Annotated in this window: 13 protein-coding genes; 2 read left to right on the top strand and 11 right to left on the bottom strand. The window is 72.5% G+C overall.

Annotated features, from left to right (window positions below; translation table 11 throughout):
* Window position 1 precedes the first annotated feature (1 nt).
* The 6 genes from MQE23_RS36345 to rpe form a co-directional block, all read right to left on the bottom strand.
* Window positions 2-1,468: an amino acid permease gene (locus MQE23_RS36345; protein WP_037670063.1), complete on the bottom strand. Its 1,467-nt coding sequence runs from the start codon at window positions 1,466-1,468 to the stop codon at window positions 2-4.
* Between the two features lie 168 nt (window positions 1,469-1,636).
* A complete protein-coding gene (locus MQE23_RS36340; RefSeq protein WP_020273534.1) occupies window positions 1,637-2,203 on the bottom strand; it encodes a GNAT family N-acetyltransferase in 567 nt (188 codons plus the stop codon).
* A 78-nt stretch (window positions 2,204-2,281) separates the two neighbouring features.
* Window positions 2,282-3,724, bottom strand: a complete 1,443-nt coding sequence (locus tag MQE23_RS36335) for a GuaB1 family IMP dehydrogenase-related protein (protein WP_037670068.1) — start codon at window positions 3,722-3,724, stop codon at window positions 2,282-2,284.
* A 109-nt stretch (window positions 3,725-3,833) separates the two neighbouring features.
* Window positions 3,834-4,187, bottom strand: a complete 354-nt coding sequence (locus MQE23_RS36330) for a barstar family protein (protein ID WP_037670069.1) — start codon at window positions 4,185-4,187, stop codon at window positions 3,834-3,836.
* Between the two features lie 24 nt (window positions 4,188-4,211).
* Complete coding sequence (locus tag MQE23_RS36325) at window positions 4,212-5,255, bottom strand: sugar-binding domain-containing protein (protein WP_020273537.1); 1,044 nt, start codon at window positions 5,253-5,255, stop codon at window positions 4,212-4,214.
* A gap of 78 nt (window positions 5,256-5,333) precedes the next feature.
* The gene (gene rpe / locus MQE23_RS36320) at window positions 5,334-6,020 is read right to left on the bottom strand and encodes a ribulose-phosphate 3-epimerase (RefSeq protein WP_243381339.1); all 687 of its coding nucleotides are present in this window, start codon (window positions 6,018-6,020) and stop codon (window positions 5,334-5,336) included.
* Window positions 6,021-6,034: 14 nt separating this feature from the next.
* Here rpe and MQE23_RS36315 point away from each other — a divergent pair, with 14 nt between their 5' ends.
* Window positions 6,035-8,227 carry an MMPL family transporter gene (locus MQE23_RS36315; RefSeq protein WP_051185607.1) on the top strand — a complete coding sequence of 731 codons (2,193 nt, stop codon included), beginning with the start codon at window positions 6,035-6,037 and terminating at the stop codon, window positions 8,225-8,227.
* On the opposite strand, the gene MQE23_RS36310 is transcribed toward MQE23_RS36315, so the two are convergent.
* Together MQE23_RS36310 and fmt are read right to left on the bottom strand one after the other, a co-directional pair.
* A complete protein-coding gene (locus tag MQE23_RS36310; protein ID WP_243381338.1) occupies window positions 8,208-9,635 on the bottom strand; it encodes a transcription antitermination factor NusB in 1,428 nt (475 codons plus the stop codon). The genes MQE23_RS36315 and MQE23_RS36310 overlap by 20 nt on opposite strands.
* A gap of 69 nt (window positions 9,636-9,704) precedes the next feature.
* Window positions 9,705-10,637, bottom strand: a complete 933-nt coding sequence (gene fmt / locus MQE23_RS36305; protein WP_020273542.1) for a methionyl-tRNA formyltransferase — start codon at window positions 10,635-10,637, stop codon at window positions 9,705-9,707.
* Between the two features lie 326 nt (window positions 10,638-10,963).
* Here fmt and MQE23_RS36300 point away from each other — a divergent pair, with 326 nt between their 5' ends.
* The gene (locus MQE23_RS36300; RefSeq protein WP_037670065.1) at window positions 10,964-11,509 is read left to right on the top strand and encodes a hypothetical protein; all 546 of its coding nucleotides are present in this window, start codon (window positions 10,964-10,966) and stop codon (window positions 11,507-11,509) included.
* A gap of 113 nt (window positions 11,510-11,622) precedes the next feature.
* Here MQE23_RS36300 and MQE23_RS36295 read toward each other — a convergent pair whose 3' ends face one another.
* The 3 genes from MQE23_RS36295 to coaBC all read right to left on the bottom strand — a co-directional run bounded on the left by MQE23_RS36295 (window position 11,623) and on the right by coaBC (window position 16,576).
* Entirely contained in the window at window positions 11,623-13,770 is a 2,148-nt protein-coding gene (locus MQE23_RS36295; RefSeq protein ID WP_243381337.1) for a primosomal protein N', read from the bottom strand.
* Window positions 13,771-13,927: 157 nt separating this feature from the next.
* Entirely contained in the window at window positions 13,928-15,136 is a 1,209-nt protein-coding gene (gene metK, locus MQE23_RS36290; RefSeq protein WP_243381336.1) for a methionine adenosyltransferase, read from the bottom strand.
* Window positions 15,137-15,373: 237 nt separating this feature from the next.
* Window positions 15,374-16,576, bottom strand: a complete 1,203-nt coding sequence (gene coaBC / locus MQE23_RS36285) for a bifunctional phosphopantothenoylcysteine decarboxylase/phosphopantothenate--cysteine ligase CoaBC (protein ID WP_020272935.1) — start codon at window positions 16,574-16,576, stop codon at window positions 15,374-15,376.
* Between the last annotated feature and the right edge of the window lie 71 nt (window positions 16,577-16,647).

Raw genomic sequence — 16,647 nt, 5'->3', positions numbered from 1 at the left:
GTCACTTTTCGGATGGTGCGAGTCGGGAACGGCGATAGCCGTACACGAAGTAGAACACGAGCCCGGCGGCCATCCAGACACCGAAGACGACCCAGGTCACGGTCGACAGGCTGCCCATCATCCACAGGCAGAGGGCGAAGCCCAGCGCGGGCAGGACCGGGGAGAGCGGCACCCGGAAGGTGCGGGGCATGTCCGGCCGGGTCCGGCGCAGCACCACGACGGCCACGTTGACCAGCGCGAAGGCGAACAGGGTGCCGATGCTGGTGGCGTCGGCGAGCTGCCCGAGCGGGATCGCGGCGGCCAGCACACCGCAGAACAGGGAGACGATCAGGGTGTTGGCGCGGGGCGTGCCGCTCTTCGGGTGGACCCTGGCGAACACCTTCGGCACCAGGCCGTCGCGGGACATGGCGAACAGGATGCGGGTCTGGCCGTACAGCACGGTCAGCACCACGCTCGCGATGGCGATGACGGCGCAGAACGCCAGCAGCGTGCCCCAGAAGGTCTGCCCGGTGACCTCGCGCATGATCTGGGCGAGGGCGGCCTCGGAGTCGGTGAAGTTCTCCCAGGGCTTGGCGCCGACCGCGACGGCGGCGACGAGGACGTACAGCGCCGTGACGATGACCAGCGACAGCATGATCGCGCGCGGCAGGTCGCGCTGGGCGTTCTTGGCCTCCTCGCCGGCGGTGGAGGCGGCGTCGAAGCCGATGTAGGAGAAGAACAGCGTCGCCCCGGCGGCGCTGACGCCCGCCATGCCCAGCGGCATGAAGTTCTCGTAGTTGCCGGAGCGGAAGCCCTGGACGCCGATGGCGCAGAAGAGCACCAGCGCGCCGATCTTCACGATGACCATGACGGTGTTGGCCCGGGCGGACTCGCGGGCGCCGCCCAGCAGGAACGCCATCGCGAGCAGCACGACGATCAGCGCGGGGAGGTTGAACACGCCGCCGTCGCCGGGCGGGGCGGACAGGGCGGCCGGGATGGTGACGCCGACGGTCCCGTCGAGCAGTTCGTTGAGGTACTCGCCCCAGCCGACCGCGACGGCGGCGACGGACACGCCGTACTCCAGGACCAGGCACCAGCCACAGATCCAGGCGATCAGTTCGCCCATCGTTGCGTACGCATACGAGTACGAGGAGCCGGAGACCGGGATGGTGCCCGCCAGCTCGGCGTAGGACAGGGCCGAGAACAGGGCGGTCAGACCGGCTATGACGAAGGCGAGCGTGACGGCCGGTCCCGCCTTGGGGACGGCCTCGCCGAGCACGACGAAGATGCCGGTGCCGAGGGTGGCACCGATGCTGATCATGGTGAGCTGCCACAGGCCGAGGGAGCGCCGCAGCGAGCCCCCCTCGCCCTGGCCACCCTCCGCGACCAGGTTCTCCACCGGCTTGCGACGCATGAGGCGCGCGCCGACGCCCGGGGACGGCGGGGCGGTCTGACTACTGCTGTGCGGGGGTGCGCCTTGGTCGAGCACGCGCTGACTCCTTCGTCACTGCCGGTCTTGGGCGGCGGGAACCGGCAGCGTCCCGCCCGACAGCCGGGACCCACCGAGCGGGGTCCCCGCCACGCCACGTACGAGGCGACAGCCTACGAGGAGCGGCGTTGCCCGTGTAATGCAGCAACCTTGCGCGTGCCCGCAAGATCATTGCGTTCCTCGGGACTGGCCGGAGGTTCGTTGCACATCCGCGTTCGTCCGTTGCACGGGACTTGCTCGGACCAGCTCTTTCACCAGGAACGTGAGCTCCTCGACACACTCGTGCGTGACACCGTCGTGGCCCTCGTAGGACCAGCGGCCGAGGTAGGTGGCGAGGGGCCGGTAGCCGAGCCTGGCATAGAGGGCGGCGGCGCGCGGGTTGTCGTCGGCGACGCCCAGGCCGATGGCCGTGCGGCCCCGCTCCCGCGCGCGTTCCTCGGCGGCGCGGACCAGGGCGCTGCCGATGCCGCGCGAGCGCAGCGGCTCGGGCCACACGGTCAGCGCGTTGATCTCCGGGCAGCCGGGCCGTGCCGCCCGTACGGCCGCGTCGTCGCAGCCGCCCCAGCGCAGCTCCGTGTGCCCGACCGGACGTCCGTCGAGCCAGGCGACGAGGTACGTGCTCTGCCCCCGCTCCTGGCGTTCGAAGCGGCGCGCGTGGAACGAGGTGGCGCCCGGCGAGCCGATGTACTGGTCGAGCAGCGCCACGTCGGCGGCCCGGCAGACGGTGATCTCCATGACCTACGACGGTAGGGCGCCCGCACGCACGAGGCCCCCGATTTTTCGTCGGGGGCCTGGACGAGGGTGTGGGGACCGTCAGTTCCAGCTGGCGTGCAGCGGCTTGCCCTCGGCGTAGCCGGCGGCGCTCTGGATGCCGACGATGGCCTTCTCGGCGAACTCCTCCAGGGAGCCCGCGCCGGCGTAGGTGCAGGAGGAGCGGACGCCCGCGATGATCGAGTCGATCAGGTCCTCGACGCCCGGGCGGGCCGGGTCGAGGAACATCCGGGACGTGGAGATGCCCTCTTCGAACAGCGCCTTGCGGGCCCGGTCGTACGCCGACTCCTCCGAGGTGCGGTTGCGCACGGCACGGGCGGAGGCCATGCCGAAGGACTCCTTGTAGGCGCGCCCCTGGGCGTCGTGCTGGAGGTCGCCCGGGGACTCGTAGGTGCCCGCGAACCAGGAGCCGACCATCACGTTGGACGCGCCGGCGGCGAGGGCCATGGCCACGTCGCGCGGGTGGCGGATCCCGCCGTCGGCCCACACGTGCTTGCCGTACTTCCTGGCCTCGGCGGCGCACTCCAGGACGGCGGAGAACTGCGGCCGACCGACGCCGGTCATCATGCGCGTGGTGCACATGGCGCCGGGTCCGACACCGACCTTGACGATGTCCGCGCCCGCCTCGATCAGGTCACGCACGCCCGCGGCGGCCACCACGTTGCCCGCGACGATCGGCACCTGCGGGTCGAGGTCGCGCACCAGCTTCAGGGCGCTGATCATCGATTCCTGGTGGCCGTGCGCGGTGTCGATGACGAGTGTGTCGACGCCCGCGTCCAGGAGCTGCTTGGCCTTGCCGGCGACGTCGCCGTTGATGCCGACGGCGGCGGCGATCCGCAGGCGCCCCTGCGCGTCCGTGGCCGGCTTGTAGAGCGTGGCGCGCAGGGCGCCCTTGCGGGTGAGGATGCCGGCGAGCGTGCCGTCCTCGTTGACCGCGGGGGCGTAGCGGCGGTTGGCGTGGTCGAGGGTGTCGAAGGCCTCGCCCGGGTCCATGTCCGCGTCGATGAGCAGCAGGTCCCGGGACATGACCTCGCCCAGCTGCGTGAACCGGTCCACGCCGGACAGGTCGGATTCGGTGACCACGCCGACCGGCCGGTGGTTCTCGTCGACGACGACTCCGGCGTTGTGCGCGCGCTTGGGCAGCAGGGACAGCGCGTCCGCGACGGTCTGGTGGGGCACCAGCATGATCGGGGTGTCCAGGACCAGATGGCGGCTCTTGACCCAGGAGACGACGTCGGTGACCACGTCGATCGGGATGTCCTGCGGTATGACGACGAGGCCGCCGCGACGGGCCACGGTCTCGGCCATGCGGCGCCCGGCGATGGCGGTCATGTTGGCGACGACGAGCGGGATGGTGGTGCCCGTGCCGTCCGGGGAGCTGAGGTCGACGGCCTGCCGCGAGCCCACCGAGGAGCGGCTCGGCACCATGAAGACGTCGTCGTACGTCAGGTCGTACCCGGGCTGGATGTCATTGAGGAAACGCACGTGCTGCACATCCCAGTCGATCAGAGGTGACCCCCCGACCGGCCGGCCAGGGGGAAAAGAGCACGTACTTCATTCTCCCATGACGAGCCCGCGAACAACCCCCAGCGGATCATCCAGGCTGGTCAGGGCCTCGTTCGGAGGATGCTCCAAGGCCGAGGGTCACGAAGAGACCCGGGCCCCGGTCCGTCGCCTCGGCGAAGATCTCCTCCGCGACCTGCCACTCCTCGGGCCGCTTCTCGGCGTACGCCCGCCAGCCCCGGACGACGACCAGCAGCCCCCGCTCCACGGCTCCCTCGGGCCAGAGGCCGGGGTCGGCCAGGCAGTCGGCGAGGGCGTCCCAGTTGCGGCCGAACCACTCGGGCAGGGCCAGGTCACGGGCGCAGCGGTCCATGAGGCCCGCCTTGTCCGTGACCCCGTCGAGGTCCAGCACGAGCACGATCCGGCCGGCCGGGTCGTCCGGCACCTCGTGCGACTGGCTGACCATCTGTCAGACTCCGTCCGGGTCGGACCTGTTGAGCGCGGACTTCGGTGCCGGGCCCGCCGTCATCAGATAGTCCGCGGCCGACGTGTCCGTCACCAGGCTGGTGACGAGCCCGGACCGCAGCACCGCGTCGATCGCGGGTCCCTTGCGCTGTCCGCCGGCGATCGCGACGACCTCGGGGATTCGGCGGAGCTGGTCTGCCTTGACGGTGATGCACCGCTCGCCCAGGTCCCGGCCGACCCTTCGGCCCTCGGAGTCGAAGAGGTGCGCGGACATCTCGGCGGCGACACCCAGGGAGGCGTAGTGCGCGCGCTCCTCGTCGCTGAGCATGTCGTGCACCGTGGAGATGCCCGGCTCCCAGGAGCCGATGGAGACGCAGGCGACGGTGACCTTGTCGAAGTGCTCGAAGGCCCGGGCGATCCCCGTCTGGTTGCGCAGTGCCGTGGCCGTGGCCGCGTCGGGCAGCAGCATCGGCGCGTAGATGGGGTGCGCGTCACCGCCGGACACCTGGGCGGCACGGCGTACCGCCTCGACGGAGCCGCGCTCGGCAGTCCCGGCGTCGTACACGCCTGTCAGCTGCACCACCGTGCAGGGCGGCAGCCGGTCGAGCGCCGCTGCCATGTGGATGGTGGAGCGGCCCCAGGCCAGGCCCAGCACATCTCCTTCGTTGACCAGTTCGCCGAGCAGGTCGGCGGCCACCTCTCCCAGGTTCTCGGGGTCGGGCGACTCCTCGGCGTCGGCCGGGGACTCGACCACGACGGCGTGCCTGAGGCCGTAGCGGGCGCGGAGCGCGTCCGAGCGCTCGGCGTCCAGCTCCGCAGGCACACGGATCTCGATCCGCACGAGATCCCGCTCGAGGGCGGTCTCCAGGACCCGGGCCACCTTGAAGCGGCTGACGCCGAACTCCTCCGCGATCTGGATCTTGGACTTGCCCTCGAGGTAGAAGCGGCGGGCCATGGCCGCCGCCTGCACCAGCTCAGCGGGTCCCATCCGCATGGCTGACCGGCCCGCCGACATACCCGACACGGCGATCTCCTCACTGCTGTTCACACTCTGGATTCGCCGTTCATCCTTGCAGATCCGGCGCGGATGATCAGCCCTGATGAGAGCCGTTCACTTTGCTGTGGCTCAGTGGTCGCAGGCCCAGGAGGCCTTGGCGGTCGCCGCATCCGCCTGCGTGCGTAGTGCACGTACTGCCTCTGCCGGGTCGTTTGCCCCGTAGACCGCCGATCCGGCCACGAAGACGTCGGCTCCGGCGTCCGCGCACCGCTCGATAGTGGAAGCGGAGACTCCGCCGTCGACCTGGAGCCAGAGCTCCAGACCGTGCTTGCTGATCAACTCGCGGGTGCGGCGAATCTTCGGAAGCATGATGTCGAGGAAGGCCTGTCCCCCGAAGCCCGGTTCGACCGTCATGATCAGCAGCATGTCGAGCTCGGGGAGCAGGTCCTCGTACGGCTCGATGGGGGTCGCGGGCTTCAGCGCCATGGAGGCGCGGGCGCCCTTGGCGCGGATCTCCCGGGCGAGCCGGACCGGGGCGGCGGCCGCCTCGACGTGGAAGGTGACGGAACCGGCCCCCGCCTCGACGTACTGGGGCGCCCACCGATCGGGGGCCTCGATCATCAGATGGCAGTCCAGCGGGGTGTCCGTCGCACGGGCGAGCGACTCTACGACCGGCACACCGAGCGTGAGGTTCGGGACGAAATGGTTGTCCATGACGTCGACGTGGAGCCAGTCGGCTCCCTCCACGGCCTTCGCCTCGTCCGCGAGGCGGGCGAAATCGGCGGACAGGATGCTGGGGTTGATCTGCGCGGCCATGACCTAAGACTGCCATGCCCTCCGGGGGTTGTGGGCATCGGTCCCGGGTCGCAGAGGGGGTTGCCGTGAAACAGGGCGTCGCACATCTCGTCTGCGGTCGGCGGGCCAAGTGGCTGGTGCTGGTGTTGTGGGTGGTGGTGCTGTTCGTGACGGCACCCCTCGCGATGAAGCTCACCGACGCCCAGGACAACGACGCGTCGTCCTGGCTGCCGGGGTCCGCGGAGTCGACGCAGGTGCTGGAGATCTCCGAGGACTTCCGGCCGGAGCAGATCCCGGCGGTCGTGATCTACGCCCGGGACAGCGGGCTGACGGCCCGGGACCGGGCGGAGATCGCCGAGGACGTGCGGCAGCTCAAGGAGCTGCGTGACCACGGCATCCGGGGTGCGGAGACCCGGGGGCCGGTCTTCGACCGGCAGACCGATCCGCGGGCGGCGCAGGTCTTCGTGCCGATCACGATGGACGAGAAGGGCTGGGAGCGGATCGCGCCCGCCGTCGACTCCGTCCGGGACGACGTCGGCGAGGGCGGCGGCGGCCTGGCCGTGCACATCACGGGCCCGGGCGGCACGTCGGCGGACTTCTCGGAGGCCTTCGAGGGCATCGACTCGACACTGCTGTTCGCGGCGATGACCGTCGTCATCGTCATGCTGCTCATCACCTACCGCAGCCTGACCCTGCTGCTGGTCCCCCTGGTCTCCGTGGTCTGCGCGCTGTTCACCTCCCAGGCGCTGATCTATCTGCTGGCCGAGCACGCGGGCCTGACGGTGAACGGCCAGAGCGCCGGCATCCTGACGGTGCTGGTCTTCGGAGCGGGGACGGACTACGCCCTGTTGCTGGTCGCCCGCTACCGGGAGGAGCTGCGCCGGCACGAGGACCGGCACGAGGCGATGGCCCTGGCACTGCACCGCGCAGGCCCCGCGGTGCTCGCCTCCGGCGCGACGGTCGTGCTGAGCATGCTGGTGCTGCTGGTCGCCGAGATGAACTCGACCAGCGGCCTGGGCCCGGTCGCCGCGATCGGTGTCGCCGTCGCCCTGCTGGCGATGATGACCCTGTTCCCGGCGCTGCTGGTGATCGTCGGCCGGTGGATCTTCTGGCCGGCGATCCCGCACTACGGCACGCCCGACCCGACCGAGCGCGGCATCTGGGCGCGCACGGGCCGCCGTATCGCCCGCCGGCCGCGCATGACCTGGGCCGTCACGGCACTGGCCCTGGCGGTCTGTTCGCTGGGCCTGATCCAGCTGCGCGCCGAGGGCATCGGCAACGCGGACGCGTTCACCGGGAAACCGGACTCGATCGTCGGCCAGGAGGTTTCCGCACGCTACTTCCCGGCCGGGAGCGGCAGCCCGCTCGTCATCGTCAGCGACCAGGCGCAGGCCCAGCAGGTGGGCCGCGCGGTCGCCGCCACGCCGGGCGTGGTCCCGCAGTCGCTGGGCCTGCCGCCGGGCACGAAACCGTCCTTCCAGGGCAGGGTCCTCTTCGAGGCCACGATGACCGCCCCGGCCGACAGCGACGCGGCGAAACAGACCGTGGAGCGGGTACGGGACGCCGTCCGTGCGGTACCGGACGCCGATGCCAAGGTGGGCGGCGGTACGGCCGGCCTCGTGGACATGGACGAGGCGATCACCCGCGACAACGTGCTGATCATCCCGCTGGTGCTGGCGGTCGTCCTGCTGATCCTGTGCGTCCTGCTGCGCGCGCTGATCGCCCCGCTGCTGCTGATCGGGACGGTGATCCTGTCGTTCGCGGCGGCCCTCGGCATCAGCGCGCTCGCGTTCCGGTACGTCTTCGACTACGCGGGCGAGGCGACCGACTTCCCGCTGTTCGTCTTCGTGTTCCTGGTCGCCCTGGGCATCGACTACAACATCTTCCTGACCACCCGCATCCGCGAGGAGGCGGCCCGCCAGGGCACCAGAACGGGCGTGGTCACCGGGCTCGCCACCACCGGCGCCGTCATCACCTCCGCCGGCCTGGTCCTGGCCGGCACCTTCGCCGCCCTCGGCACCCTCCCGATGGTCGCCTTCGCCGAGATCGGCTTCGCGGTCGCCCTCGGCGTCCTCATCGACACGTTCGTCGTGCGCTCAGTCCTGGTGACGTCGCTGTTCCTGGACATCGGTCCGAAGGTGTGGTGGCCGCACCGGCTGGCCGGGGAGGACGGCGGTGCGGCCGACCGGGAGAGCGTCGGAGCGGGGGTCAGCCGGTCCGGCGGATGAGCGCCAGGTACATGGCGTCGGTCCCGTGCAGATGCGGCCACAGCTGCACGTCGGGCCCTTCGCCGAGATCCGGTACGCCGGGCAGCAGCGGCCGGGCGTCGAGGAGCTCGGTGTCCGGGTACTGCTTGAGGACGTCGGCGACCACGGCTCTGGTCTCGGCGAGGTGCGGCGAGCAGGTCGCGTAGCCGACGACGCCGCCGACCCGCACCGACTCCAGGGCGGTGCGCAGCAGGCCGCGCTGCAACGGCGCGAACCCCTCCAGGTCCTCCGGCCGGCGCCGCCAGCGTGCCTCGGGGCGTCGTCTCAGGGCACCGAGCCCGGTGCACGGCACGTCGACCAGCACGCGGTCGAAGCTGCCGGGCCGCCACGCCGGACGCGTCCCGTCCGCGGCGATCACCTGGTACGGCCCGGGGTTGCCCTCCAGCGCCCTGGCCACGAGCCCGGCGCGGTGGGTCTGCTTCTCGGAGGCGACGAGCAGCGCGCCCCGCTGGGCCGCGAGGGCGCCGAGCAGCGCGGCCTTGCCGCCGGGCCCCGCACACCCGTCCAGCCACCGCCGGTCGGGCCCGTCCAGCGGCGCGCCCGCGAGGGCGAGCGCCACGAGCTGGCTGCCCTCGTCCTGCACGCCCGCTCGTCCGTCCCGCACCGCCGCGACGGCGCCCGGCTCACCGCCCTCGGTCAGCCGCACGGCGTACGGCGACCAGTGCCCCGGCACGGCAGCGTCCTCTTCGAGCAGTTCCTCGGTGGTGGCCCGCCCGGGCCGGGCCACCAGGGTGACCTCGGGCCGCTCGTTGTCGGCGCGCAGCAGGTCCTCGATGCCGGCGCGGCCACCGCCGAGGGAGTCCCACAGTGCCGACACGACCCACCGCGGATGCGAGTGGACGACGGCGAGATGGTCCTCGGGATCGTCGTCGTACGGCGGCGCGACCCGCTCCAGCCAGCCGTCCAGATCGTGCTGCGCGACCTTCCGCAGCACGGCGTTGACGAACTTGGCGCGCCCGTCGCCGAGCACGACCCGGGCGAGCTCGACGGTGGCGGACACCGCCGCGTGCGTCGGAATCCGGGTCCCGAGCAGCTGGTGCGCGCCGAGGCTCAGCACGTCCAGCACCGGCGGGTCGACCTCCCCCAGCGGCCGGTCCACGCAGGCCGAGAGGACCGCGTCGTACGTCCCCTGCCGCCGCAGCGTGCCGTACACCAGCTCGGTGGCCAGCGCCGCGTCCCGGGCGTCGAAGTTCTCGGGTCCCTCCTTCTCCCGCGCCTTGCGCAGCAGCGGCGGGAGGACGAGGTTGGCGTAGGCGTCCCGCTCGTCCACGGCCCTCAGCGCCTCGAAGGCGAGGATGCGGACGGGGTCCTTCTTGGGCCGCCGGTAGGGCTTGCCGGACGTACGGGGCCGACGGGGCTGGTCGCTCACGAAAAAGGTGCTCCGGGTGTGAGAAGAAGTGCGCCGTCCAGCCTACGCCGCCCCGGACGTGTCGCCGCGTCAGCCCCCGAGCCGCTCGCCCTCGGTGATCCGCGCCCCGCGGGCCCAGTCCGCCGCCCGCATCGGCTTCTTGCCCTGGGCCTGCACCCAGAGCAGCTCGACGGCGTACGAGCCGGTGCCGACGTACACGTTGTTCTTCCTGGCGGAGATCTGCCCCGGGGCGAGATCCGTCCGGTCCGGCACGGGGGCGACCTGGATGAGCTTGAGCCGCTCACCGCGGAACATGGTCCAGGCGCCGGGGGCCGGAGTGCAGCCCCGCACCATCCGGTCGACGCGCAGCGCGGGAGCGCTCCAGTCGATGTGAGCGTCCTCGACGTTGACCTTCGGGGCCAGGCTGACGCCGTCGGCCGGCTGCGGTACGGCCTTCAGCGTGCCGTCCTCGATCCCGTCCATGGTCGCCGCGAGCAGCCCGGCACCGGCGAAGGCCAGCCGCGTCAGCAGGTCCCCGCTGGTGTCGGTGGGCCGGATCTCCTCGGTGACCGTCCCGTACACCGGCCCGGAGTCGAGTCCCTCCTCGATGAGGAAGGTGGAAGCCCCGGTGATCTCGTCCCCGGCCATGATGGCGTGCTGCACGGGCGCGGCACCGCGCCAGGCGGGCAGCAGGGAGAAGTGCAGATTGACCCAGCCGTGCGCGGGGACGTCGAGAGCGACGCGGGGCAGCAGGGCGCCGTAGGCGACGACGGGACAGCAGTCCGGCCCGATCTCCCGCAGCCGCTCCAGGAACTCGGGGTCCTTCGGCTTCGCCGGCTTCAGCACCTCGATCCCGGCCTCCTCCGCCCGCTCGGCGACGGGCGACGCGACGAGCCTGCGCCCCCGCCCGGCCGGCGCGTCGGGCCGCGTGACGACAGCGGCCACCTCGTGCCGCTCAGAGGCGAGAAGAGCGTCCAGAGCGGGAACGGCGACCTCGGGTGTACCGGCGAAGACGAGCTTCATGGGGTGGTGGGGGCCTCTCGGACGGGGGTCGATGACGGGCAACGCCCAAGTCTATGAGCCGGACACGGAGAGCCGCCGACGGCGCCCGGCCACCCACGGGAGAGCCGGGCCACTTGGTGGAGAGTTACGGGCGGTGCGCGGGTGGGAGACCAAAGCCGATGGCCGAAGGCTGAGGCGCACACCCCGCGCAAACAGGCGCACGCATATGCCCCCACGCCCCCACACCGTGACCCGCGGAGCGAATCCGCGTTGGTCAAGACAGAGTTGACCACATCGGGCCGCGATCGCGGCCCATTCCTTTCAACGCCGGTTCGAGAGGCTTGTTCATGGCCGACCACGCAACCCACGACGCCCAGGCTCGGGCCAGCCTGCACTTGCTGGTGCGGGACATCGAGCGGGTCCGCCGGCAGGTGGACGCACTGCGCACACTCACCGCCCAGTTGGGCAACGTCTACCGCCCGCGCCGCTCCGGCCCCTCCACGGGCTTCGTCGTCTACGGACGCGCCCCCGCCCCGACGGTACGTCTCGCCCAGGAGCTGCGGGACAGTGTCGAGACCCTGGTCACGGCGGCCGTGGACTTCGACCGCTCACTCGGCTTCTCGTGGGACGCGGTGGGCTCCGCGCTCGGAGTCACCAAACAGGCGGTCCACCGCCGTTACGGCGCACGCCGGGCCTCGGCCCAGCCGGCCGCGGCCGAGGCGGAGCGCACACCGGAGCCGTCGGGCTCCCGCTCGGTCAGTGTGAACACCGGCCTTCCCACGGTCCCGACGGTCCCGGCGGCCCGCTCCATGCCCACCCAGCCGACGGCGGGCAGCCCGGCCCTCCGCGACGAGGCGAGGCCGACGGCCTTCCCCGGCCCCCGCAACGGCTGAGCCACCCTCCTGTCCCCTGCCTTCCCGGAGCACTTCCGGGAGGGCAGCGACGTATCCGGACGCTGCCGTCCCGGTGTCGTGCGAAAGCCGCCCCGCCGGACCCCGGCAGCGGCTCACCCGATGTCAGCCGGATCGATCCGCACCCAGACAGGCTCCGCACTCCCCCGGGCCATCCGCGCGGCCTGCGCGGCCTTCAGGGCGGCGGCCAGCGCCGCCCCCTTCCCCGGCGGCACCCGGACCAACGCCCGTTCCCACTGCTCCCCGGGCGGCGGCGCTCCCGCCCGCCGCGGTCGCCCCGCCGCGGGGACGGGCAACGGCACCGGTCCCAGCACCTCGGCCTCCGGCGGCAGTTCGGCCGTCCGGAGAAACTCCGCCACCGCCTCCGCCGGCCCCGACACGGCGGCCATCCGCGACACCGGCGGAAACCCCAGCTCGGCCCGCTCGGCGAGCTCCCGCACCGCGTGACCGACGGGGTCCCACCGTACGAGCGCCTGGACGGGCCGCAGCGTCGGCTCGGCCACGACCACCACCGTGCCGCCGGCCGGCTGCGGCCGGACGAGCGACCCGGCCGCGATCCACCGCCGCAACGCGTCCTCTCCGGCCCGCAGGTCGGGCCGCCCGAGCATGGCCCACCCGTCCAGCAGCAGCGCCGCCGCGTATCCGCCCTCGGCGACGGGCTCGGCCCCCGGCGTGCTCACCACCAGGGCGGGCGCCCCCGGCACCGTGTCGAGCACGTGTTCACGACCCGAGGTCCGCACCGGAACGGCGGGGAAGGCCCGTCCGAGTTCCTCGGCGGTCCGCCGCGCGCCCACCACCGAGGCGCGCAGCCGGAAGGCGCCGCACTCCGGGCAGTGCCAGCCGCTCTCCTCACGGCCGCACCACCCGCAGCACAACGCGCCGCCGTCCCGCGTTTCCAGCGGCCCGGAGCAGTGCCGGCACCGCGCGGGCGCCCGGCAGTTGGCGCACGCCATGCGCGGCACGTACCCCCGCCGGGGCACCTGCACCAGCACCGGACCGTGCCGCAGGCCCTCCCTGACGACCTGCCAGGCGAGGGTCGGCAGCCGGGCGGCCCGGGCGGCCTCGTCCCGGGCGAGGTCTCCGTCCCCGACGGTGCGGACGAGCGGAGCGGTGGCGCGCACCTGGTCACGCCCGGCGACCAGCGGGCGGGCCCACCCGCTCTCGACGAGCTGCGCGGCCTCCACCGTGCAGCCCCAGCTGCCCAGCAGGAAGCCGCACTTGTCCTGGGCAGCCCGCAGCAGCAGCACCTCGCGTGCGTGGGGCTGCGGGGCGTGCTGCTCGCTGTGGCTGTCGTCCCCGTCGTCCCAGATGGCGACCAGTCCGAGGTCCTGGACCGGTGCGAACATCGCGGCCCGGGTCCCGATCACGGCCCGGACGGAGCCCCGCCGGACCGCGAGCCACTGCGCGTACCGCTTCTCGGGCCCCGCGTCGGCGGTGAGCACCGCGTGCCGCCCCTCCCCCAGCAGGGCGGTCAGGGCGGCGTCGACCCGCGCGACCGCCCGCCCGTCGGGCAGGACGGCGAGCGCGCCGCGACCGGAGGCCAGCGTCGCCCCGACGGCCCGGGCCAGCTCCTCGCTCCACTCCGGGCCGGGCAGCGCGTTCCACACGGCCCGTGGCGCACCGCCGGAGGCCAGCGACTCCAGGAAGGCCGCTCCCCGCTCGTACCGCTGCCAGGAGCCCGCATCGGGCGTCGGGGGCGGCGGCAGCGGTGCGGGCGAGGGGCGCTGCTCGGCCCGGGCGTTGCGCGGCGGCACCGCGAGTTGCAGGACGTCGGCGAGGCTGCCCGCGTACCGGTCGGCGACCGCCCGGGCCAGCCCGAGCAGCTCCTCGCTCAGTACCCGCTCGGGCGACACGACCTGGGCGAGGGCGGCCAGCGGCCCGGTGTAGTCGGACTCGGCCAGCCGCTCGACGAGGAACCCGTCGATCAGCCCGCCGCCCTCGCGCCGCCCGTCCCGCACCCGGTGTCGCCCGGCCCCGAACCGGACCCGCACCCGCACGCCGGGCTGAGCCTGCTCGTCCAGTTCCTCGGGCACGGCGTAGTCGAAGTACCGGTCGAGATGGAGCACGCCCTTGTCGACGAGCACCCGCGCGACGGGCAGGTCCTTGGCGAGCGCGGCCCCCCGCCAGGTCCGCGGCTTCGCCCGGGGCGTCCTGGCCTTGCGCACACTCTCCCGGATGAGCGCGAGCTGCTCGGGCGGCGCACCTTCCGCGCCGCCGCCCGCCTGTTCGTTCTCGCTGCTCACGCTTGCATTCTTACCAAACGCCACTGACATCCGGCGGGCCCCGAGTACCCGTCCGCCCGCACCGGACGCACGACGAGGCCCGGCGCCCCGAAGGGTGCCGGGCCTCGCGACGTACCGCGGCGGCGCCGGGCCTGTGGCCCCGCCGCCCTGCTGGGACTTACAGCCCCGCGGCCTTGCGCAGCGCGTCCACGCGGTCCGTCCGCTCCCAGGTGAACTCGGGAAGCTCGCGGCCGAAGTGGCCGTACGCCGCCGTCTGGGAGTAGATCGGGCGGAGCAGGTCGAGGTCGCGGATGATGGCGGCCGGACGGAGGTCGAAGACCTCGTCGATCGCCTTCTCGATCTTCTCCGTGTCGACCTTGGCGGTGCCGAAGGTCTCGACGAACAGACCGACCGGCTCGGCCTTGCCGATGGCGTACGCCACCTGGACCTCGCAGCGGGTGGCGAGACCCGCTGCGACCACGTTCTTGGCGACCCAGCGCATGGCGTACGCCGCGGAGCGGTCGACCTTGGACGGGTCCTTGCCGGAGAAGGCGCCGCCGCCGTGGCGGGCCATGCCGCCGTAGGTGTCGATGATGATCTTGCGGCCGGTCAGACCGGCGTCACCCATCGGGCCGCCGATCTCGAAGCGGCCGGTGGGGTTGACCAGGAGGCGGTAGTTCTCCGTGTCGATCTTGATGCCCTCGTCGAGCAGCGCCTTGAGCTCCGGGTCGACGACGAACTCCTTGATGTCCGGAGCCAGGAGCGAGTCCAGGTCGATGTCGGAGGCGTGCTGCGAGGAGACCACGACGGTGTCCAGGCGGACGGCCTTGTCGCCGTCGTACTCGATGGTGACCTGGGTCTTGCCGTCCGGGCGCAGGTACGGGATGGTCCCGTTCTTGCGCACGTCGGACAGGCGCTTCGACAGGCGGTGGGCCAGGAAGATCGGCAGCGGCATCAGCGTCGGCGTCTCGTCCGTCGCGTAGCCGAACATCAGGCCCTGGTCGCCCGCGCCCTGCTTGTCGAGCTCGTCCTCGTCGCCCTCGACACGGGACTCGTACGCCGTGTCCACGCCCTGGGCGATGTCCGGGGACTGCGCGCCGATCGACACCGAGACGCCGCAGGAGGCGCCGTCGAAGCCCTTCTTCGAGGAGTCGTAGCCGATTTCGAGGATCTTGCTCCGGACCAGCGTCGCGATGTCCGCGTACGTCTTGGTGGTGACCTCTCCGGCCACGTGCACCAGGCCGGTCGTGATCAAGGTCTCGACGGCGACCCGGGAGGTGGGGTCCTCGCGGAGCAGCGCGTCGAGAATGGTGTCGCTGATCTGGTCAGCGATCTTGTCGGGGTGACCCTCGGTCACGGACTCCGAGGTGAACAGGCGACGGGACACAACGCTCCCTGGGGTTGCAGCGGCTGCTGGCTGATCATTGGCGGACGGCGGGGGCTGCACCCGGCGCCGTCCGTGGAACAGTTTATCGGTCACGCTTCGGCCACGGTCCCCCCGTCTCGACACTCGGGAGTGCTGTGACCTGCGGCACGGGCATTCTGCCCAATGCCGAGCTGCGTTGGCCAGAGGCGCCACGCCCCGATCGGCCGGGTTTCACGGGGGCGCAGGGCGACTGAAACATCAGCGGAGGCGCTCGGCCACCAGGCCCCACACGGTTTCGGCCAGGGCTTCCTTGGGGCCGTGCGGCACCGCGGTCTCGCTGCCGTCGGCGCCGAGGACGACGGCCTCGTTCTCCTCGGAACCGAAGGTTCTGCTCTCCCCGACCTCGTTCACCACCAGCAGATCACAGCCCTTGCGCTTGAGCTTCGCACGGCCGTTGGCGAGCACGTCGTCGGTCTCCGCCGCGAAGCCGACGATCACCTGGCCGGGGCGGGCGCGCTCGGCGGAGATCTCCGCGAGGATGTCCGGATTCCGCACCAGGGTGATCGGCTCGGGCTCCTGGTCGTCCTTCTTCTTGATCTTCCCGGCCGCGTACACCGCCGGGCGGAAGTCCGCCACCGCCGCCGCCATGACCACCGCGTCGGCGTCGGCGGAGGCCTTCAGCACCGCCTCGCGCAGTTGCACGGCGGTGCCCACGGGGACGACGTCCACGCCGGCCGGGTCGGGCAGGGCGCTGTTGGCCGCGATCAGCGTGACGCGGGCGCCGCGGGCGGCCGCGGTGCGGGCGAGGGCGTAGCCCTGCTTGCCCGAAGAGCGGTTGCCGAGGAACCGGACGGGGTCCAGGGGCTCGCGGGTGCCGCCGGCGCTGACCACGACATGCCGGCCCTTCAGGTCGGGCTCGGTCACGCCCCGGGCCAGCACCCGGCGGCAGACCTCGAAGATCTCGCCGGGGTCGGGCAGCCGGCCCTTGCCGGTGTCGACGCCGGTGAGGCGGCCCACGGCCGGTTCGATGACGAGGGCGCCGCGGCGGCGCAGCGTCGCCACGTTCTCCCGGGTGGCCGGGTGCTCCCACATCTCCGTGTGCATGGCGGGGGCGAAGACGACCGGGCAGCGGGCGGTGAGCAGGGTGTTGGTCAGGAGGTCGTCGGCGAGGCCGTGGGCCGCCTTGGCGAGCATGTCGGCGGTGGCGGGGGCGACGACAACCAGGTCGGCGTGCTGTCCGATGCGGACGTGCGGGACCTCGTGCACGTCGTCCCACACCTCCGTGGAGACCGGGTTCCCGGAGAGCGCGGACCAGGTGGCGGCGCCGACGAAGTGCAGCGCGGAGGCGGTGGGGACGACGCGCACGTCATGACCCGACTCCGTCAGCCGCCGCAGCAGCTCACAGGCCTTGTACGCGGCGATGCCGCCACTGACCCCCAGAACGACCTTCGGCTTGTCCACGTCTCTCCCCGGACCTCGGCAACCGGCACACCGTACGACTCCATGACACACCACAGGCCCGGCAGTCGGCC

The sequence above is a fragment of the Streptomyces sp. HP-A2021 genome (genome assembly GCF_022807935.1).
GTDB lineage: Bacteria > Actinomycetota > Actinomycetes > Streptomycetales > Streptomycetaceae > Streptomyces > Streptomyces afghaniensis.
This window is presented reverse-complemented; position numbering and strand designations above follow the sequence as displayed.